The following is a 21,583-nucleotide window of genomic DNA, read 5'->3' on the forward strand; positions in this document are numbered from 1 at the left end:
ACAGCTTAACCTGCCACCAATAAAACTGCGCTCCCCTCTCCTTAGTAAGGAGAGGGGTTGGGGGTGAGGTTTTTATATGTGCCTGATGCACTTGGGAACCGCTATAAGTAGGCAGGCATAATTCAATATAATATGTCATTGCGATCGCGTAGTGTCTCCTAGAGAGAAACGAAGTAATCACAGTCGATATTATATTTATACCGATCTATTTAGTCATCAAGATTACGCTTTGCCAAATATTGGTACATCTGCCAACGTGCATCTACCTCAGCTTGCGCTTGTTCTAACAAGTGCTTGGCAACGTCGGGTTTGCTCTTGGTGAGCATTTTGAAGCGATTTTCTTGATACATCGAATCTTCTACCGATTGCTTAGGCGATCGCATATCCAATTGCAATGGATTTTTACCCTGTTTGAGCAACTCTGGATTATGCCGATACAGCAACCAACGACCTGATTCTACCAGAGTTTTCTGATGATTCATCGCTGTAGTCATATTAATCCCGTGGGCGATGCAATGGCTGTAAGCAATAATTAGTGATGGACCATCATAAGCTTCTGCTTCCAGAAACGCTTTTAGGGTATGTTCATCTCTAGCGCCAAGCGCTACACTCGCTACGTAGACATTTCCGTAGGTCATGGCAATCATACCCAAGTCTTTTTTAGGTGCAGGCTTGCCACTGGCGGCATATTTGGCAACTGCGGCTCGTGGCGTAGCTTTGGAAGATTGACCGCCTGTATTAGAATACACTTCTGTATCCATCACCAAGATGTTGACATTTCGACCACTAGCGATTACATGATCGATGCCGCCAAAATCAATATCATAAGCCCAACCGTCACCGCCAACAATCCAGACGCTTTTTCTCACCAAGTAGTTTGCAAGGGATTTGAGATTTTGGATTTTGGATTTGAGATTGGGTTCGAGAGTTACAATTTCATCTAACTTTTGCTGCAACAGTTCTATCCGTTCGCGCTGTTCCCAAATGTCAGCCTCAGATTTTTGTTCAGCTTTGAGGATCGACTGAGCAAGGTTTTCATCTATTTCACTCCCCAACTGTTGCAACAATTCCGCCGCAAACTCAGCTTGTTTGTCTAAGGAAAGGCGGAAGCCAAAACCGAATTCGGCGTTATCTTCAAATAAATTATTAGACCACGCAGGGCCGCGTCCTTGGGCATTTGTTGTCCAAGGAGTTGTGGGGAGATTGCCACCATAAATTGAGGAGCAACCTGTAGCATTGGCAATGACGGCGCGATCGCCAAACAATTGTGTTAATAATTTTAAATAAGGTGTTTCACCACAACCTGCACAAGCACCAGAGAATTCAAATAAAGGTTCTTGCAGTTGTTGTTGGCGAATCTGATTTAATTTTAGCGATCGCCTGTCAGGATTGGGTAAACTTAAGAAGAAATCCCAGTTTTTCCGCTCTTGTTCTTGTAAAGGCAGCTGCTCTGCCATATTAATCGCTTTCCGCAATGGCTCAAACTTATTTTTAGCCGGGCAAATATCTACACAAATGGCGCATCCTGTGCAGTCTTCTGGGGCAACTTGAATGGTAAATTTTTGATTGGCAAAGTCTTTATCTTTTGCACCAGTTGATTTAAAGGTTTCTGGTGCATTGACTAACTCATCTGATTGATAAGCCTTGGCACGGATGGCACTGTGGGGACAAACCATGACGCACTTACCACACTGAACGCAGACATCCAGATCCCACACAGGTATCTCTTCAGCAACGTTACGTTTTTCCCACTTGGCAGTACCTACAGGAAAAGTGCCATCAACTGGTAGTGTGCTTACAGGTAAGTCATCACCTTCCCATACCATGATTTTGCCCAGAACTTCCCGCACAAAATCGGGAGCGGAGTTAAGAGAGACGCGATGAATCGTCTCTGTACAAGTAGAGACGCGATTCATCGCGTCTCTTAATTGATTCATCGCGTCTGTTAATTTGACCTGATGCAAGTTTTCTAAGGTGTTGTCTACAGCTTGCAAGTTCATGCGGACGACTTCTGCACCTTTTTTACCGTAGGTTTTGTCAATCGCTTGTTTGATTTTAGCGATCGCTTCTTCTTGTGGCAAGACACCCGCTAAAGCAAAGAAGCATACCTGCATAATAGTGTTAATTCTTCCACCCATGCCACTTTCACGCGCGACTTGGCTAGCATTGATTACGTATAACTTCAAATGCTTATCGATAATTTGCTGCTGCACCTTAAGCGGTAAATTTTCCCAGACTGTATCTGCATTATATGGACTGTTAAGCAGCAAAGTCGCCCCAGGAATAGCAGCCTTCAGAATATCTATGCGTTCCAGAAATCCCCAATGATGGCAACCAATAAAGTTAGCTTGGTCAATTAGGTAGGTGGAGCGAATTGGCTCTTTACCGAAGCGTAAGTGAGAAACGGTCATCGAGCCAGATTTCTTGGAATCATAGACAAAATAGCCTTGGGCGTAATTGTCGGTTTCTTCACCAATAATCTTAATAGAGTTTTTATTAGCCCCAACAGTACCATCAGCGCCCAACCCATAGAACATTGCGCGAACAACATTATCTGATTCTGTGGAGAAGTTAGAGTCAAAGCTTAGAGAAGTATGACTAACGTCGTCATTAATTCCAATAGTAAAGTGATTTTTTGGTTTAGCTTCAGCAAGGTTATCAAAAATGCCCTTCACCATCGCCGGAGTAAATTCTTTGGAAGAAAGACCGTAACGACCACCAATAATTTTGGGGAATGAGATAAAATTATCTCCCTCATCTCCCCACGCTTCATGAATAGCAGCCACAACATCCAAATACAACGGCTCACCGGCGCTACCTGCTTCTTTGGTGCGGTCAAGAACAGCGATCGCTTTTACACTAGTTGGTAATACTGCAACAAATCTTTGAACATCAAATGGGCGGTAAAGTCGCACTTTTACAACACCAAGTTTTTCACCACGGGCGTTAAGGTAATCTATTGTTTCATGAACGGTTTCACAGCCTGAACCCATAATAACGATAACGCGATCGGCATCGTTAGCCCCGTAATATTCATAGATTTTGTAATGCCTTCCCGTGCGTTCTCCAAATTGATCCATAATGCGCTGGACAATTTCTGGACAAGCCTTGTAGTAAGGGTTAGCGCCTTCACGTCCTTGGAAGTAGACATCAGGGTTTTGGGCAGTACCGCGCAAAACTGGACGATCTGGGGTCAGCGCCCGGCTGCGGTGGGCGAGTATTAGGTGATCGTGGATTAGCGATCGCAAATCGTCATCTGAGAGCAGTTTAACCTTCTGTACTTCATGCGAGGTGCGGAAACCATCAAAGAAGTGCATAAACGAGACTCGCGCTTCTAGGGTAGCAGCATGGGCGATGAGAGCAAAATCTTGACTTTCCTGCACCGAAGCGGAACACAGCAAAGCAAAACCAGTTGCACGAGCTGCCATCACATCGCTATGATCACCAAAAATTGATAACGCGTGGGTAGCCAGGGTGCGGGCGGCAACGTGAACCACAGCGCTAGTCAACTCACCAGCTATTTTGTAAAAGTTGGGTATCATCAACAATAATCCCTGAGATGCCGTGAAAGTGGTACTCAGGGAACCTGTTTGTAATGCTCCATGCACAGCGCCGGCGGCTCCTCCCTCGCTCTGCATTTGCACGACGCTGGGAACAGTACCCCAGAGGTTAGGACGACCTTCTGCCGACCAAGCATCAGCCCATTCACCCATCGCCGAAGAGGGGGTGATGGGATAAATCGCAATCACTTCATTTAATTTGTAAGCAACACGGGCGACAGCCTCATTCCCGTCAATGGTTGCAAAGGTTTTAGTCATAATATAATTTTTCTCTCCGCCTCTAAGCTGCATTATCAGAACGTGTGAATATAAGAATCAGAAATAGTCACAACTCAAAAGTGAGTTATATGGATTAAAGATTTATTGGTAGGATTGACTCCGTGTTTAAAGGAGAATTTATTGATGACTTTCGGCTTTTAAGTTAACTTTAAATAAATACTGCATCTATTAATATCGCATCTGCAATTCTGCATCTATTAATATCTATTAATAATGTACTCAATCACTAAAGTCTCTGTTTTATAAGACTTTAAAGCAATTTATTCTTTTTTGTGGGGTATAGGGTCGGGAATATCTGATACAAAATATTCCGCAAATCAAGAAATTACCCGAAGATAGAAAATATGATTAATTTTTGACTTCTCAATTAGCAATTGGAGGAAAACTGATGCATTATACAGCAAACATCTCCAGAAATTAAATATGCGTTACCCAGAACCCTTGTAGAGACGTAGCACTGCTACGTCTCTACATTCTTTTTCACTCCTATGTCTAATGGAGGTGAGTGCCGATCGCTACTTTTTATATTTCATCTCACTTTTTTGCATTGCTGCCATAAAGTTTAACCAAAGGTAAACCTCTGTTAGGAATACTACTAAGAAAAAGTTGCTTAATATCATTCGACTTATATGATAAAAATGAACTTAATAGTGCAATGAGCGTTGATATCAACACTAAACTAAAGTGAACACCTGTCAAGATAAAAACCAATGTTAAGAGTGCAAATATTAGAGTGCAAATATTACCAAAGCTTTCTACCTTTTCAGTAAAAATCAGAGAATTCCGACAACTGGGACAATGCTTTGTATGTCTATGCCATCGGTCATATAGTTGTTCATCATTCAATTGTTTAACACCGCCTTGTACACACCCTTGCCATGAAGGACTACCTCCAGCAAATTCGTCTAGCCATTTTCTAAAAGTTATGATACCCACGTCAGAGAGAGAAGGCATAAAGTATGCCCTTTGCCATTTTTTATCTAATGATGACTGATTCACTTCCTGGGAATGCATCGCTGATAAATCTTGGTCACTTAGCTTGTATCCCGATAAATGCTGTAACCCAGTTTGTAAATCCTTTGGTAGAATCTCAAACCAAAAATTTCTTTTAACTAAACTTTCATCAGAAATAAACTTGCCAATGTACCTACAGTAACCTGGTTGTGTAGGAACAAAATACAACTGAAAAATATTAGTTTTCCCGTTGGGGTAACTATATATCGTAGTATTAGAAGACGGTGGAGTAAACTTCCGCATCGCCTGCATATCTTTGTTGAAGAGATTGTAGCCTTGATGTTTGAGAGTAAAACCTTCTTGGGCAGATATTTCTCCAACAAATTCAAAATATTCCATAGGCACAGATGTTTTAGGTGAAAAAAGACCTATTCCCTCATGAAGAAATTCTGCATGAGAAGGATCAAAAGTACTTTCAACAGATACCGTATAACCAACCGGAACTTCTGTCATGTGCCAAGAGGTGGAAGATATATCTAGTTCGGACTCTGGTATGGTAGCTGGCTGCTTTGAGTTACAATCCTCAAAGGCTGTTGAACTGTCATCTGGCCACACCCAAAGCAATTCTTGGATAATTTGTGTAGGATATTTAGTAATTCTTGACCTTAAACTATCACAAGCAGTTACTTCTGCTTGGCTACCAGCAGCCAACATAGGAATTTTAGTGCATTTCCCCTCACCGTTAAAACACCAACCATGATGTCTACACATTAAGTTTCCATCTTCAGTGATGGTTCCCATAGATAGTCGCGCCAACTTATGAGGACAAACATCATCCATTACTATCCACTTTTGATTTTTGTCTCTCCAAATCACCAATTTTTTCCCCAGAAGAGTGACAGGAGTAGGATTCAAAATATCTAAGTAGCTTAAAGGAATAATAGGATACCACTGTTTAGCCCATAAAAACTGAGTTGTCATAAGAAAAGATAGAAACCTAATTGATAAAACTATAGCGTTTCCTAGTCTACTGAGGTACATCATAGCCCCCTCATCGCTTGCTCTTAGGGGGTTGGGGGTGGGGTTCTTGTAGCTTAGTCAACTGAGAACCGCTATATATCTATATTAATAAGCTAATTTGCCAATATAAAATAAATCTCACGTTTTTAGTTTATACCTTTAAACCCCTAGCGATCGCCGATTCAATCGACGAGCAAATAGAAGCAGCAGTAAGCCGTTGAACGATTCTTGTTTTTTCACCTGGCGATGAATAGAAATTTTGGATGAGCAAATTGGGTAAACCATTAGGTAGAAGCAATTCTTGTCTACTCAAAAAAACCAGAGCCAAATTCCTGACTTGCCTCACAAAATTAATTTAGTTATTTAAAATACAATAGTAGCTAGTGATAATACTTATGTTTTGTTTACTTACTTAATATTCATTTTACATTTTATAGCGTTTTTTAATCAGCTGAGGTAAATTATAGCCCCCCTACTCGCTTGCTCTTAGGGGGTTGGGGGTGGGGTTCTTGTACCTCACAAAGGCCAAGAACCGCTATATTTATCATTACTAGCCTATAAGTAGCTAAACTTCACACTTGAGAATATACCCTACCTCTTCACTCTTGCTTAGACAAATATCATATCCTGCTTCATGATTACTTGAAGTAAATGTCATTACTTATACCATTGTAATAGCAGTTTAAAAGATTGATATTAGAGAAGTAGTTTAAAAATATCGCTTGTCTCTCTAAAATATGAATAAAAAATGGGCTGCTAAACGACTTACAATCAATCTCACATCAAGCGAGGCACAGAAGCTTGAACAATTCTGTTCAATCACGGGGAGACCAGCAACAGATGTAATTCGGGAGTTAATTCGCTCTCTTTCTCCTCAAGAGGAAAAAGCCTCCCAAACCTAGTAAATCATACTGAACAAAAACAAAACCATGATTAGCATATCTCAATTTGTGAGGGAAATATAGTGTTTTACAGTTATTAGTTATTTTGCTGCAAACACGCGCTATAGGTGAGTCAAATCACCAGAGGAGTTTAGAGGCAGGGGTAACAGCATTCCTGCCCAAACGCCTCCAGATCCGCGAACAACTCAATAGGCTGCGATCGCTGTTGGCACTGGATGTATGCCAAATGTAGTAAAGTCAGCATAGCGATCGCTCCTTCTACTTAAGAGCTAATAATCTAATTAAGTCAAGTATGTTAAGCGGGGTTTAAATCCCCGTTACAAAACTGTACTTCCGACTTGTTTAACTGTTAATACTGTTAAAGGCTAGAATCCCACGGCTTTAAGTGGGAATGAGCGTAGCGATATTTCCGTAGCCGTGGGAGCATCCAATTGCCCATTCCATAATAAGTTAGTAATGGCTTTGCCAAAATCTACCCTTTAGATTCAAATGCAGGAGTATAGCGATCGCCTCTTCGACAGCGGAGAATCTAATGAGAGAGTGCAATCGCTTGTTCTCAATTACGACGGAAATTTCTCTTGCGTTGTTTGTGCCTTGCGACTTCTTTACGCTTGTGTTTTTCCAAAGGCGTTTCAAAGTGACGATTCTTTCTCATGTCTGGAAAAATACCTGCTTTGGAAACTTCCCTCTTAAATCGACGTAAGGCTGACTCAATTCCTTCATTCTCGCCCACAAATACTTGGGTCATTTTCATCTCCTACTTAATTGGTACTGGGCAATTTTAAGCCATCCAGTAGACCGGAGCGCAAAAAGGGCAGATAATGATTCTGCCCTTAAGACCTTAAAACTGAATTTTTTATCTTAAAGTTTAGTAGCGTCCTCGAGAGTATCCTCCGCCACCGCCACTATTGCCGCGACGATCGCCACCACCACCACCAAAGGAACCGCCTCTATCTTCCTTGGGTTTAGCCTTATTCACTTTGAGATCGCGTCCCATCCACTCAGCACCATCAAGAGCTTCAATAGCTGCTGTTTCCTCGGCTTCAGTACCCATCTCTACGAAAGCAAAGCCGCGTGGACGTCCTGTTTCACGGTCAGTAGGCAACTGAACCCGTTTTACAGCACCATGTTCGGCAAAAACAGAGGTGAGGTCTTCTTGTGTGACCTCGTAGGATAGATTACCTACGTAAATTGACATGCATTATCTCCAAAACCATAAGTGTGTAGAGATTTAGATTTCGGAGACAAGCTTGTTAAGACCAAAAGGGAAAAGCCTGTCAATACTAAAAACAAACACTGTAACCGAATTTTATTCTCACTTGATTATCTTAGCACATGATTCAGTTCTTACCCACCGTAAAAAATGAAGTACTAAGAGTCAGAGTGCTACGTGCCAAATTGGGTATTGGGCATTGGGTATTTTCTCCCCTGCTCCCCATCCTCTAGATCAGGGATTCATAGGCAACTCCGATATTGAGTAGGATAAATTTCCCAAATAATTGCAAAATAAATGCAGTTCGTCATTGTTAGTATCTGAAAATGCCGACTACACTTGCTGATGCCCAAAATTTGCTTTCTGACCTGATCGCCCGCTACTCAAAGCGTGTAGATTATCTGATGATTCGCCTTGAAGAAGCAGAAGGGACTGATATCTTGTTGCGTGGCGACAAGGTAGAAACCCTGACTGAAGGCGTCTCCATTGGTGGACATATTCGCGCTTGTTATAAAGGTGGATGGGGGTTGAGCTGCTTTAACCAACTGACGACAATTAAGGATCGTATTGAAGAAGCGATCGCTGCGGCGCGGATGGTTGGTGATGAAGAAACATTACTTGCACCCATTGACCCGGTGCAAGCAATATGCATTCTCCCCTTAAAAGGCACCGACCCCCGAAAAATCTCACTCTCAAACAAAAAACAATTGTGCGATCGCTATGCCGAATTGCTCAAAAGCGTTGATCACCGGATTACCACTACCTCGGTGCGTTACGGTGACAGCGCCCAAAAAGTGATCATCGCTACCTCAGAAGGCACTTTAATCGAGCAATCTTGGGTGGATATGGAAATGCGCTTTGCCGCCACCGCCAGAAATGGCGAAACCGTACAAACTGGACGGGAAACTACTGGCTCTCGCAAAGCTTACGAAGATTTAACCGATTTGGATGAACAGGTCAAAGGTGCCGCTCAAAGAGCGATCGCCGCTTTGTCTTTGCCATCGGTGAAAGGGAATACTTACACCGTAGTCATTGACCCAATTCTCACAGGTTTATTTGTCCACGAAGCCTTCGGACATCTTTCTGAGGCCGATATGGCTTATGAAAACCCCGATCTGCTGGAAGTGATGACCATCGGCCGACGGTTTGGCCCAGAAGAACTGCAAATTTTTGATGGTGCAGCCCCAGAAGGACATCGCGGCAGCTATTTTTACGACGATGAAGGCACGCCTGCTAGTACTACTCAACTAATTAAAGATGGAGTTTTAGTTGGACGTTTACATTCTCGTGAAACTGCTGGCAAATTGGAGGAAGCGCCTACTGGTAATGCACGTTGTCTCAACTATCACTTTACTCCCATTGTGCGAATGACAAATACCTGGATTGAACGCGGTAAAACGCCAGTCGAAGACTTATTTACCGATATCAAAGAAGGAGTTTATGCCCGTAATTGGTTGGGTGGGATGACGAATGGGGAAATGTTTACCTTTAGTGCTGGGGAAGCGTGGATGATTAGGAACGGCAAAATTGCTGAACCTGTGCGGGATGTGACGCTTTCGGGAAATGTATTTCAAACTTTAGCGGATATTGAGGCACTTGGTAATGACTTTTACTGGGATGAATCTGGCGGTTGTGGTAAGGGAGGGCAAAACGGTTTGTCAGTGGGTTGTGCTGGTCCTAGTCTGCGAATTCGAGATGTAGTAGTTGGTGGGGAAACGTGAACCAACCGCCGCTATAACCCAAAATACTGGGTATAGCGGCGGACTTAGGGACTGACAAATAAAAAAATATCCAATTATTTATTGTGGGGTGGGCATCTTGCCCGCCTTTAATTACTGGGCAGGCAAGATGCCCACCCCACAAGATTGGATAATTTTTTTCTTGGAAATCCCTGACGGCAATTAATAAAAAAATCAATTTGCTAGCCAGAAAGCGACGTTACGCACATAGGTTTTGATATCTTGTAAAGCGCGTGGCTCTTTTTTCATGCCATCTCCTGGTGGCTCATCGACAAAAGTGGGACAGCCTTTGTTAATATCCCAGTTGTAATCTACTAAATGATGGAAGCTAGAGTTAGCTACTGCTCGTCCTAGTATATTCCCCTGTTTATCTTGATGATGCTCGATCGCTACAACCAAATTGAAGTTACGATTTGTAACTAAGCTTTTACCCAGAGCAATTACGCGTGTGTTTGGATTGCCCGGAGGCACGCCAATACCGCCTTCATGCGGATGTGTAGGGAAAAACTCGATACTTCCCGAAGGAGAATTGGGATTTTTTAAAAGTTCGTGAATGGGTTCAACAATGGTAATTTTTTGATAATCGCCGTTAGCTCCAGAATGATAGTTAGGCCAGGAGATATAAGTTGTGTATGAGTCATCTCGGCTCCAGCGAGATTCATCGGGATCGGGATTTTTGGTGTTGAAATAGTTGACATCACCAATGTCAACTAAACCACACATCGAACAGCCCATATCCTGATGATCGCGTGTTGTCAAAATCCCGCCGCCACGTTGCCGAAAAGCATTAATTGCTGCAATGTCTTTTTCGGTTAAACCGTGATTTACCTCTAAGCCAAATAGCCAAAGTTGATCAAAATCTGATTTGTCGAGACTACTTAAAACTGAGTCACTACCGACTGCATCTGATTCGTAATCGCGTCCGGTAACTTCAAATAAGCAGTTTCCGGCTTCGTCTTGAATCGATGCTAAATAATCTTGTAACATCGAAAAACGAAAAATGCTCCAGTCATTTTCAGTCGTAGGAATCGTAGTCTGCAAAAGAATACGAATTGGTTTTGCCATAATCTCTGCCAGACGAACACCACAATTGAGTATAGCGATCGCTTTGCACTAATAGTTAGTTAAATTTTTAAGGAGAGCAACATCCCTCCCAAGTATGAAAGTAACTCACAACTCTAGGTAGTAGCGCCAGTAGTTAAGGATAGCTAATCTAGATAAAATTGATTAGATGTTCACTCTGGTTTGATTCACCACACCAATCCCCCGTAGCGCGGGCTGGGCATTTATTGCCTGTCTGAGTAAACTGGATGAAAAATCAAACGTTCCTAAGCACAGTGACAGATATGAAAGCAGATCAACTCCTGAAAAACTATGCCGCAGGTGTCAGAGACTTTACTGGTGTCAACTTGAGCGAGGCAAACTTAAGGGAAGCCGATCTTAGTGGCGTAATTTTAGATAGAGCAATTTTAGATGGAGCTAATTTGAGTCACGCTAATTTAGCCCACGCCAGTTTGATTGAGGCAGACTTAAATGGAGCAGATTTGAGCAATGCTAACCTCAGTGGTAGCAACTTAAGCGGCGCTATTTTAGATGGAGCGATCTTGGATGGAGCCGCAATGGAAGGAGCGAATTTAAATCACGCTAATTTGACGGTTGCGAAACTGATTGAAACTAACTTGAGTGACGCGGATTTGCACGAAGCCAGCTTGATAGCGGCGAATCTAGATGGAGCCGATTTGAGTGGTGCAGACTTAACTGTAGCCGACTTGTCCCAGGCAAATCTCACTCAAGCAGATTTGAGCCAGACAAATTTGAGTGGAGCAAATTTGGAAGGAGCCAATATAGAAGGAACAGTCCTAGATGGGAATGTATGATATCTGCCGCCGCTAAGGAACGTCGATTAAATAAAATGCAAAACTTCATCCTGTCTCAAGCTTCCCTCTCCTTTATAAAGAGAGGGATTGAGGGTGAGGTAAGCCAGGGATATAAATTGTATGTTATGGCGGTTATCAGTTGAGTGAGGCATAAGAACCCCACCCCCAACCCCCTCCCCGCTCTTCGAGAGGGGGCTATGATGTACCTCATTTGATTAGGAAAAGCTATATTTAATTCTTATTCTTAAATAGCAGTACCGACTATAGGGGCGGGATATATGGTAATTAGGTAAACTATTTACACTGAATAAAGTAAGAGCAGTTTAGGGACTTCCAACACATAAATTATCCAATCTTCTACGGTGGGCATTTTGCCATTGGTGTCAGCTTAAGCTGAAATGTTCTGACTTTATGAGTTTTGCCCTCACCCCCAGCCCCTCTCCCATTTTTGGGAGAGGGGAGCAAATGATTGTCATAATTAAAACAATTGACTCTCAACTATCAATGGTGAACTCTACCCTCGTTGTCAGACTCTATGTCAACCCTATGACAGGGAATGATACTAATACTGGTTCACGGTTGAGTCCGTTTAAAAGCCTCACCCGCGCCTTAAAAGTAATCAAAATCCGCACGATAATTCATCTGGAATCGGGGACTTACAGCGCCGCTAGTGGTGAGGTGTTCCCACTGCTCATCCCTGGAGGGGCAACAGTGGTGGGTAATGAAGCGAAAAAAGGTGCAGGGATTTTAATTTCCGGGAGTGGCAAGTATCAAAGTCCCAGCTTTTATATGCAAAATATCACGCTGCTCTTGGTAGATAATGCCAGTCTTTTAGGTGTAACTGTGACTAATCCCTCAGCCAAAGGTACTGGTATCTGGATTGAATCGGCTGCACCTACTTTAGCTAACAATACTTTGAGCAATTGTGGGCGGGAAGGTGTGTTTACCACTGGTACTGCCAAACCCGCAATTTTAGATAATATATTTGTGCAAAATACTGCTAGTGGGTTAGTGATGGCACGTCATAGCCAAGGAGAAGTACTGCGGAATCTATTTCAAAGAAACCCATTAGGCATCGCAATTAGTGACTTTGCCGCTCCAGCGATCGCCAATAACAAATTATCAGAAAATGGCACAGCGATCGCACTTTCTCGCAACGCCCAACCTGTGCTACGTCAAAATCTCATTGCCAAAAATACCCAAGGTGGTCTATTAGTCAATGGGAATGCAATCCCCGATTTAGGTAATACCCAATATCCCGGTAATAATATTTTTCGTGATAATAGTGAATTCGATTTATACAATGCCACTACACAAAAGCTGGTTTCCGTAGGTAATCAATTAAATCCTTCTCTAGTCAAGGGCTTGGTCGAATTGATCCCAAGCAATCGAGTAGCGGTTAGCACCAGTTTCTCTAACGCCTCGACAGAATCCCGCTCTCAAAAACTCCCTGCGTCTCCCCAACTAGATGGACATTGGGCAGAACCATTTATTCAGGCATTAGTGAGCATGGATTTAACTCAGGGTTTTGCTGATGGTAGCTACCAGCCAGATAAACCCATGACTCGCGCCCAGTATGCAGCTTTGGTGGCGATCGCCTTTAACCCACTTCCCAAAGTCCCGGCACCTGATTTTACAGACGTACCCAAAGATTTTTGGGCTTATAGCGCGATCCAAATTGCGGCTAGCGGTGGCTTTGTTGGCGGATTTAGCGATCGCACTTTCCGCCCCGATCAAAATGTCCAACGGCTACAGGTGATTGTCTCCCTAGTAAATGGACTGGGACTACCAGCTACTGATGGCGGTGTTTTAGAAGTATATAGCGATCGTCATCGGATTCCCGACTATGCCCGGATAGCTGTTGCCACTGCTACACAACATGGAATAGTTGTCAACTATCCAGATCCGAAAGTGCTTGCACCTTCACGTTCGGCAACACGCGCCGAAGTTGCAGCGATGATTTATCAAGCGTTAGTTGCCATTGGGAGAACACCTGCGATTAAATCAGTCTATGTAGGGTTGCATTCTAGAAGTTCACAAGTAGAATAGGAAACACTGCCTCTCGGCTTAGTAACTCGTGAAAAAAAACCATGTAGTTAAAAGCACGCTAGGCTAATATGCGATGGGTGACAATTCTGAGACCTATTGCCTAGAGCTAATAGCCCCATGTTAAGAACACTTCCAGACACATCTGCCAACTTAGCGATCGCCTTATTAATTAACTATAGTTTCGATCTCAGTGGATATAGTGCCAATGAGCTAGTTGAGCGTTGGCAAACGCAATACCCCCTTAATTGGCTACACCTGGCAGTGATTGAGGCACTATATCAAGGTCGTTATAAAGGGGTTTCCGTGCAGCAAATCTTAGTATTTTGGCAGCGCCGGGATCAGGCTACATATCATTTCAACATGGAATTTGAACGGATGATTTGTAGCAAATTTCCCCAAAGCTTAACCTCATTGGCTGCACCAGCCCTACCAGCAGCCCAGAAAAACCCGACTCTAGAAAAAATAACGAGTCCTCAATTACCACCAGCTAAGATTCACAACGGATATCAACACACTAATACTGCAACTCTACAACTGAAAAGTTCCGAACCAAAGACATCTTTGAGTGAAGAAGAGGGGAAGCAGGAAGATAGAGATCATCAAACCGTCTTGAAGTCTCCGCTTTCTGGGAAATTTGCCTCTTCGGCAACGCTTCAGCTATCATCTGCTGTCAGCCAAAGGCAAACTTCACAAGAAAGTCCACCGCCTTCTGCATCACCATTGCATCATAAACGGGCAAAGCTGCTTCCACCTGCTGCTATTCATGCGCCAATCGGACAATTTACTCCAGAAAAAAGCGATCGCTCTGAGTCTTTTACATCTAAACTCAAAGCGATGTCTGGTGAACAGAATCGAATTGTGGGGAATGAGGAGAGACACGATTAATCGCGTCTGTACTGGGGAATGGGGGTAGTAATGAATGTTTTTAGGTTTTTACTCTGCCACTAACTCCTTAAAGCGCTGATCATCGGCAATCTCATCAAAATCTAGGTCAGTTGCTGCGTCTTCTTTATACCTGGGATTAAGTTCAATTGCTTGTTGTAGAGTTAGCAGAGATAGTTCAACTTGTCTTTGCAGTGCGTAACAGGCTGCTTTGTTGTAATAGGCACTGGCATAATCTGACTTAATTTCTAAGGCTTTGTTAAAACTAGCGATCGCTTCATCATCGCGTCCCAATCTTACCAAAGTATAACCGCGTTTATCCCAGGTTTTGGGAGAATTGGGTTGGAATTCCAGGGCTTTCTCTAAGGATGCCATTGCTTCTTCGTATTCTTCTAATGCTACTAAGGAAAGACTGCGATTCAACCAAGCAACTGGATCATCAGCTTTGATTTGTATAGCTTTGTCAAATGAGGCAAAGGCTTGCTGATGCTGTTGTAAATTTCCGAAAGCAACGCCGCGATCGCACCAAGCTTGATGATAATCTGGTTGAATCGCAATCGCTCGATCATAGGATGCGATCGCCTCTTTGTAGCGTTTTAACCTTCCGAGAGTTAGACCTCGTTTTAACCAAGCCACAGGTTCATCTGGTTGGATTTTCACTGCTTGGTTGTAAGCTGCGATCGCATCTTCATAGCGCTTTTCAGAAAACAGCCCATCTGCCTGTTTTACATATTCATCAGCAGTGAGTTCTGGTTGTTGTGGCTGTTCTTGTATTTCTTGCTCAACTTCAGAATTTACAATCTCTAGGATGGATTCAGGTGTAATTTCAGTTAGTTCTTGAAGGATGAGATCCTTTCTTTCTTGGGCATCCAATTGTAACTCAGAGAGTTGAGAGACAAACTCCGTTTCTAATCTTTCTAACTTCTCCAAAATTATCATCTTTTGCTGTTGAGCATTCCATTGTAATTCGGAGAATTGCGAAGTAAACTCAGAACCAGATTTTTCTAAATTGTCAATGATTAACTCTTTGCACTTTTGAGCATCTGTTTTTAATTCTGATAGTTGTTCAGTAAACTCTGACTGCAATGTTGCTAAACTCTCAACAATTTTATTTTTTTGTTCCTGAGCATCTATCTGTAATTCCGATAATTGAGACTTCAGTTGATTATCTAATTTTCCTAAACTTTCAAATGTGATCTCTTTTTTATTTTGAGCATCCACCTGTAATTCCGATAATTTATCAGCAAATTCTGACTGCAATTTTGTTAAACTTTCAAAAGCTATATCCTTTTGCTTTTCAGCATCAGACTGCCATCCAGAAAGTTGAGATATGAACTCAGCCTTTGATAGTTCTAAATCAGAAACCGCAAGTTCTTGCTGTTGTTTCACACCTGACTTTAAATTAGACAGTTCCTCTGCCATGACGGATGCTAATTTTCCCAGATTCTCCAGTGCTATATCTCTTTGTTGTTGAGCATCAAACTCTAACTTAGATAGTCCAGAAGCAAATTTTGACTCTAAAAGTTTTATATTTTCTTGAGATTTTTTGAGTTCAGTTTCTAATCTACTTAATACCTGTGCTTTAGCTAAAGCTAGCTCCGATGTAAAAATAGATAGATTTTCTTCTTCACTTTTAATTTTTTGTTGTAAAGCAACCGTTTCCTGTTCTAATTCATCAGTGATTTTTTTAGCTGATTGAATAACATTTTCAGCATCTTGCTTAACGCTGGTTAGCTGATTTTGTAATTTTTCCATTCCCTGTAGTTGTTGCATTGCTCTTTCAACAAGTTCACGGATTATCACCCGTCGTAATAGCCAAAGTAAAGCAATGATTGCGACTGGAAATATACTTAATATAACTAGCCAGATATTGAGTAAGATAGTTGTACGGCTAAAAGCGCTATTAAAATCAGATTGGACTTGCTGTTGAATTCGCTTTTCGGCTCGTAGTCGTGCTAATTCTTGCCGTTCCTGATTCGATAAGACTGGAGCAGGAGTTATTGCTGGTTTAAGTGATGGTGCAGATTGTCCGCTGGCAATACTAGCGCATAACAGTAAGGGTAAAAAGACAATAGTGCTTTTTCCAATTAAAGCGAAAACAGCTTGATTTTTGCTCTTCATAACAACCATTTCAGTCTGTTGGTCAGTTTTTGAAGCGGCGTGCCTCTCTCCAATCTATAACAGAATTAAGTAGTGAAATGTTGTAGAGGCAGTGGGAAATCTTGAACAATCCTTAATTAATCCGCTCCTCGTCCCTTATTGTACGTAAAACTTCAGTGGGGGAATGCAGTCAAGTTTTTGACAATGCTTTTTGGCTTACTGATTATAACACGGACTTTGTTGCTACAAATGGGAGGGCGTTGAAACTAGAAGTTCTACCTGTGCGCGAACTGTCAGGTGTGGATACTTCGCACTAACATTAGATTATCTAGGGTAAGCAGATTACTTGTCCTAAAATTAACTTAACAAAGGCGGTAGAAAATGGGTCGCTTAAATCCTTATACATTGCAATTGCATATTACCCGAATGTTTGAGCAAGGTCAATCATTTTTTGCCACAACCAAGGTACAAGAATGGTTGAAAGAACACAAACACAATCCAGAAGATTATGACATTATTTTCCATAAAAAACCCGCGCCTCCTGGTTCAAAAGAAGTGATGATAGTGGAAATTGAATTACGCCGCAAAGATGGAGAGCCTGTAGATACTTGGTTACAGGAACAAGCAAATCTCCATGCCTGATTTTAGCAACTAGCAATTTTCAATTTAAATTGATTATCTTAACAGAATTCAATAAAATATAGCGTTCCCAATTGCGGAACGCTTTTTGTTATCTAGATATTCTCTGTACGATTGCCCATATCAAAAACATTAAATTCAATCCCGTCCAACTTCAGCGTCAAAGCCTCTAATAAGAGATTTACCCTTTCTTCAATAAAAATACTCAGGGCGTGTTCAGGAAGTGCATCGGCTCTTGACCATTCAAGAATAATCATAGGTATAAGATGAGAGCGTAGGACTATCTCTAAATCAGGCTGGTCATATTTTTTGGGTTAACCGAACTGGATTGGATTTTCTTCTACGTATTCTCTGGTAGTCTTTTTCAAAAATCAAATCTGATCCCCATATAAATATATTAATTATTTTGCTATGGGTAACATTCAAGGCTGTGATTATTAATAATTTTTTGGGCAATCTAAATATAGCCCTTTTTTCTAGTTAGTGAACCAATTGTTTAAGGAAGGAACCTTTGATAAGAGCCAACTCCAGGCTATCTGACACCAAAATGCATTCCTCGCACGATTTACTGATCCGATTTCTTGTCGGTGGCACTACTCTTATTGTGAGTATTTCTGCTTATTTTAGCTATCAAACAGCTCGGAAAATAACGCTAGAAGAGTTGAGAGGAAGAGCTTTTTTAGAGGTACAAAGAGGGGTTGATGAAATTGAAGAGTGGGTGCATGTTCGTAAAGTCGAGGTGGAAACCCTTGCTCATACTTCAACTGTACGCTCCTTAGACCAGTCTGTAGCAGAACCTTATTTAAAGTCAGAAGTTTACCGGATCAATGAATTTTTCGTTTTCCAAATAGCTACCCCGGATGGTTCGTATTTTAATACTATGGTTGGTCGGTCAAATAAGAATATTAAGGATCGAGACTACTTTCAAAAAGCACTAGCCGGAAAAAGCAACATTTCCGATCCCTTTATCAGCCGTTCCACAGGCATTCCTTTAATTGCGATCGCTACCCCCATTTGGTCAAATTCTTCTCAGAGTCGTTCACCAATTGGTGTCTTCAACGGCAACGTTAAGGTCGATCACATTGTTGAAGTTGTCAACTCGTTGCGTTACGGCAAAAACAGCTATGCATTTGCTCTAAATTCCCAAGGAGAAGAGATTATCCATCCTAACTCAACTTTAATGTCAACACTAGAAAAACCTGCATCCAGCCTGCTGAAAATTCCCGATCGCGATTTAAATGCGATCGCGCAGCGGATGGTAAATAAACAACAGGGAATTCAGTTGATGGAAATTGACGGCACTAAAAATTATGTTGCCTATCTGCCGTTGCGAGAAGCTAATTGGTCTGTGGCTCTGGTAATTCCGCGCGAAAATATTGAATCTCAACTGCAATTCCTCGATTTTATCGCCTTAATTTTGGGCGGACTAACAGTGACGATGATCACTGTCTTGTGGAGGGTGCAAGCGTTTGAACAGGCTCAACTGAAAAAGTCGAAAGCGGCGGCTGATACCGCAAACCATGCTAAGAGCGAATTTTTAGCTAACATGAGCCATGAACTGCGAACGCCCTTGAATGGTATTTTGGGTTGCGCTCAAATTTTGCTACGTTCTAAAAATTTACCAGAGCCACAGCAATATCATGTAAACATTATTGAACAGTGCGGCTCTCATCTGCTGACTTTAATCAATGACATTTTGGATCTTTCTAAAATTGAAGCGCGAAAACTGGAACTGCATCCTCATGATGTGCATTTCCCGTCTTTTTTACAGGCGATCGGGGAAATTTGCCAGATTCGGGCAGAACAAAAGGGCATTTTGTTTGTCTATGAACCCCCGATCAACTTGCCCACTGGGGTTCATGTCGATGTCAAAAGATTACGTCAAGTTCTCTTGAATCTGCTGGGGAACGCGATCAAATTTACAGATGAGGGTAAAGTTACTTTCAAGGTTGAGGTAATCGAGCAACTTCCTGCTGATCAGCAGACGGTGAAATATTGCATTCGTTTCAGTGTAGAAGATACCGGAATTGGGATAATTCCCAGCGAGTTGGGCAAGATTTTTTTGCCATTTGAACAAGTAGGTGAGAAAAAGCGTCAGACCGAAGGGACAGGGTTGGGTTTAGCTATTACTCAGCAGTTGGTGCAGATGATGGGTAGCGATATCCATGTTAAGAGTCAGATCGGTCAAGGTAGTACTTTCTGGTTTGAGATTGCGATCGCCGAAGCCAGCCAATGGGTGCAGTCTGTGATGGCTGTATCAAAGAGACAAATCATTGGCTTTGAAGGTAGCCCGCGCACCATCCTGATGGTAGACGATCGCTGGGAGAATCGGATAGTAATTACAAACTTACTGCAACCACTGGGTTTTAATGTGGTTGAAGCTACCAACGGTAAAGAAGGTTTAGAAAAAGCGATCGCTCTTAAACCAGACTTGATAATTACAGATTTGTTCATGCCAGAAATGGATGGGTTTGAATTAATTCAACACCTGCGTCATATCCCAGATATCCCAGATATCGCAGATGTCAAGATTATCGTCTCTTCCGCTAGTGTCTTTGAAACTGACCAAAATCGCAGTCTGGAAGCAGGAGGTGACACTTTTTTGAACAAACCTGTACAAGCAGATGAATTACTGCATCAATTAGAGTTCCACTTAGGTTTGGCATGGATTTACCAACAGTCTCAGTCTGAGGAACAGAGAATAAACTCTTTGGCTGATAGCCCATTAAATCAATTCACTCCTCCTTCCCCCGATGTATTGCAGGAACTGCTGATTTTAGCCAGTAAAGGTAACTTCAATGCAATTCTCAAATTAGCTGATCAACTAGAGGAGAAAGACACAAATCTCGCTCCATTTGCTAACAAATTGCGACACCTAGCAAGGCAGTTTGACGAAGATTTAATCCTCAACTTATTGACTCAATATGGGTTAGAAACAGTATGACAGAGACAATAGACAATCAAAAAAATTCCCTGACTTCCGATCCTGCTAGAGGAATTATTTTAGTCGTTGACGATAACGCTGCTAACTTACAAGTTTTATCTAGCTTTTTGGATCAATCTAACTTTGAAGTTTGGGCAACTCGTAGTGGTGAAAAAGCCATTAAAAAATTAGACGACGAGCATTTACCTGATTTAATTTTGCTTGATGTAATGATGCCGGGCATGGATGGCTTTGAAACTTGTAAACACCTAAAAAGCGATCCTCGTATTCAGGATATTCCAATCATTTTTATGACTGCTCTTTCAGATACTGCTCATAAAGTTAAAGGATTACAATTGGGAGCCGTAGACTACATTACCAAACCTTTTCAGTATGAAGAGGTCTTGCTGCGAATAGAGCATCAACTGAAACTGAGAAATTTGACGAAAACTTTGATTGCCAAAAACGCCGAATTACAACAGGCTCAAACCCAACTAATCCAAGCCGAAAAGGTAGCAACCTTGGGCCATCTGACAGCAGGAATTGCCCATGAGGTGAATAATCCGATTGGTTTTATAGCTGGCAACTTAAATTTTGTGGAAGAGTATGTTCAGGAGGTTGTTAATTTACTCAAGCTATATCAAAAGTATCTGCCCAACCCACCTGTTGAAATTCAAAATGCTATTAAAACAAAAGATATTAGCTTCATATTAAATGATTTATCTAAAATTATTCAATCCATGCAAGTTGGTACAGATCGCGTTAGAGAAATTGTGTCATCTTTGAATAACTTCTCTCGGCACCGAGAAGCAGGCAAGAAACTGGCTAACCTACATGAAGGTCTAGAAAGTACGCTACTCATTCTCGGTCATCGACTTAAACCAAATGCTCGTCGTCCGACAATCCAACTAATCAAAGAATATGGTGAATTGCTACCTATTGAGTGCTATCCAGGCGAAATCAATCAGGTCTTTATGAATTTGATTTGCAATGCGCTCGATGCAATTGAAGAAATACAAAAAAATCAATACTTTCAGGAAATCTCCCAATATACTGGTGTGATTCGGATTCAAACTGAATTAATTGAAGAACGAGTTATTCTGCGAATTGCAGACAATGGCTCAGGAATCAGCGAAGTAGAGCGGACAAAAATATTCGATGCTTTCTACACAACAAAAAGCATCGGTAAAGGAACAGGGTTAGGTTTATCTATTGCTTACCAAATTATAGTTAATAATCATCATGGCAAGCTAACTTGCCATTCAACACAAGGTGAGGGCACAGAGTTTGTGATTGAATTACCTATTCGATAAATTAGAATCTGTATAACCTAGATTAGACATTTCCAGAAATTAAATATGCGTTACCCAGAACCCTTGTAGAGACGTAGCACTGCTACGTCAAAACAATTCTTTTTCACCAGCCAAGATAATTGGTATAGCGGTT

Annotated in this window: 17 protein-coding genes; 9 read left to right on the forward strand and 8 right to left on the reverse strand. The window is 41.8% G+C overall.

The annotated features are described in order from the left end of the window. Positions 1-209 precede the first annotated feature (209 nt). The 3 genes from nifJ to V7K15_RS12480 form a co-directional block, all read right to left on the reverse strand. Complete coding sequence (gene nifJ / locus V7K15_RS12470) at positions 210-3,818, reverse strand: pyruvate:ferredoxin (flavodoxin) oxidoreductase (protein ID WP_334905814.1); 3,609 nt, start codon at positions 3,816-3,818, stop codon at positions 210-212. A 555-nt stretch (positions 3,819-4,373) separates the two neighbouring features. After that, positions 4,374-5,774 (reverse strand): aromatic ring-hydroxylating dioxygenase subunit alpha, encoded by a 1,401-nt coding sequence (locus tag V7K15_RS12475; RefSeq protein WP_334905815.1) that lies wholly within the window; start codon positions 5,772-5,774, stop codon positions 4,374-4,376. 198 nt (positions 5,775-5,972) lie between these two features. Further along, positions 5,973-6,098, reverse strand: coding sequence for a hypothetical protein (locus V7K15_RS12480; protein ID WP_334905816.1), 126 nt, complete (start codon positions 6,096-6,098; stop codon positions 5,973-5,975). A 452-nt stretch (positions 6,099-6,550) separates the two neighbouring features. On the opposite strand from V7K15_RS12480, the gene V7K15_RS12485 reads away from it, so the two are divergent. Together V7K15_RS12485 and V7K15_RS12490 are read left to right on the forward strand one after the other, a co-directional pair. Continuing rightward, a complete protein-coding gene (locus V7K15_RS12485; protein ID WP_292791092.1) occupies positions 6,551-6,715 on the forward strand; it encodes a CopG family transcriptional regulator in 165 nt (54 codons plus the stop codon). 85 nt (positions 6,716-6,800) lie between these two features. Continuing rightward, the gene (locus V7K15_RS12490) at positions 6,801-6,947 is read left to right on the forward strand and encodes a hypothetical protein (protein ID WP_334905817.1); all 147 of its coding nucleotides are present in this window, start codon (positions 6,801-6,803) and stop codon (positions 6,945-6,947) included. A gap of 324 nt (positions 6,948-7,271) precedes the next feature. On the opposite strand, the gene rpsU is transcribed toward V7K15_RS12490, so the two are convergent. Both rpsU and V7K15_RS12500 read right to left on the reverse strand, forming a co-directional pair. Beyond that, on the reverse strand, positions 7,272-7,463 hold the full coding sequence (rpsU, locus tag V7K15_RS12495) for a 30S ribosomal protein S21 (protein WP_069073774.1): 192 nt from the start codon (positions 7,461-7,463) through the stop codon (positions 7,272-7,274). Positions 7,464-7,583: 120 nt separating this feature from the next. Beyond that, entirely contained in the window at positions 7,584-7,913 is a 330-nt protein-coding gene (locus tag V7K15_RS12500; protein WP_334905818.1) for an RNA recognition motif domain-containing protein, read from the reverse strand. A 341-nt stretch (positions 7,914-8,254) separates the two neighbouring features. On the opposite strand from V7K15_RS12500, the gene V7K15_RS12505 reads away from it, so the two are divergent. Continuing rightward, positions 8,255-9,649, forward strand: coding sequence for a TldD/PmbA family protein (locus tag V7K15_RS12505; RefSeq protein ID WP_334905819.1), 1,395 nt, complete (start codon positions 8,255-8,257; stop codon positions 9,647-9,649). Positions 9,650-9,841: 192 nt separating this feature from the next. On the opposite strand, the gene V7K15_RS12510 is transcribed toward V7K15_RS12505, so the two are convergent. Beyond that, positions 9,842-10,732, reverse strand: coding sequence for a hypothetical protein (locus V7K15_RS12510; protein ID WP_334905820.1), 891 nt, complete (start codon positions 10,730-10,732; stop codon positions 9,842-9,844). A 245-nt stretch (positions 10,733-10,977) separates the two neighbouring features. Between V7K15_RS12510 and V7K15_RS12515 the strand changes: the two genes are divergently transcribed. The 3 genes from V7K15_RS12515 (at position 10,978) to V7K15_RS12525 (ending at position 14,478) form a co-directional block, all read left to right on the forward strand. Then, positions 10,978-11,544: a pentapeptide repeat-containing protein gene (locus V7K15_RS12515; RefSeq protein ID WP_334905821.1), complete on the forward strand. Its 567-nt coding sequence runs from the start codon at positions 10,978-10,980 to the stop codon at positions 11,542-11,544. A gap of 504 nt (positions 11,545-12,048) precedes the next feature. Continuing rightward, the gene (locus tag V7K15_RS12520; protein WP_334905843.1) at positions 12,049-13,593 is read left to right on the forward strand and encodes a DUF1565 domain-containing protein; all 1,545 of its coding nucleotides are present in this window, start codon (positions 12,049-12,051) and stop codon (positions 13,591-13,593) included. A gap of 117 nt (positions 13,594-13,710) precedes the next feature. Beyond that, entirely contained in the window at positions 13,711-14,478 is a 768-nt protein-coding gene (locus V7K15_RS12525; RefSeq protein ID WP_334905822.1) for a hypothetical protein, read from the forward strand. 48 nt (positions 14,479-14,526) lie between these two features. Here the strand turns inward: V7K15_RS12525 and V7K15_RS12530 are convergent, their stop codons facing one another. Continuing rightward, complete coding sequence (locus V7K15_RS12530; RefSeq protein ID WP_334905823.1) at positions 14,527-16,596, reverse strand: tetratricopeptide repeat protein; 2,070 nt, start codon at positions 16,594-16,596, stop codon at positions 14,527-14,529. Positions 16,597-16,956: 360 nt separating this feature from the next. Here V7K15_RS12530 and V7K15_RS12535 point away from each other — a divergent pair, with 360 nt between their 5' ends. Next, positions 16,957-17,217 carry a hypothetical protein gene (locus V7K15_RS12535; RefSeq protein ID WP_334905824.1) on the forward strand — a complete coding sequence of 87 codons (261 nt, stop codon included), beginning with the start codon at positions 16,957-16,959 and terminating at the stop codon, positions 17,215-17,217. A gap of 92 nt (positions 17,218-17,309) precedes the next feature. On the opposite strand, the gene V7K15_RS12540 is transcribed toward V7K15_RS12535, so the two are convergent. Beyond that, positions 17,310-17,471 (reverse strand): hypothetical protein, encoded by a 162-nt coding sequence (locus V7K15_RS12540; RefSeq protein ID WP_334905825.1) that lies wholly within the window; start codon positions 17,469-17,471, stop codon positions 17,310-17,312. Positions 17,472-17,761: 290 nt separating this feature from the next. Between V7K15_RS12540 and V7K15_RS12545 the strand changes: the two genes are divergently transcribed. Both V7K15_RS12545 and V7K15_RS12550 read left to right on the forward strand, forming a co-directional pair. Then, entirely contained in the window at positions 17,762-20,158 is a 2,397-nt protein-coding gene (locus V7K15_RS12545; protein WP_334905826.1) for a hybrid sensor histidine kinase/response regulator, read from the forward strand. After that, complete coding sequence (locus tag V7K15_RS12550) at positions 20,155-21,450, forward strand: sensor histidine kinase (protein WP_334905827.1); 1,296 nt, start codon at positions 20,155-20,157, stop codon at positions 21,448-21,450. Before V7K15_RS12545 ends, V7K15_RS12550 begins: the two co-directional genes overlap by 4 nt. The last annotated feature ends 133 nt before the right edge of the window (positions 21,451-21,583 follow it).

Origin of the sequence: Nostoc sp. (assembly GCF_036919815.1) — a bacterium.
Lineage (GTDB): Bacteria > Cyanobacteriota > Cyanobacteriia > Cyanobacteriales > Nostocaceae > Nostoc.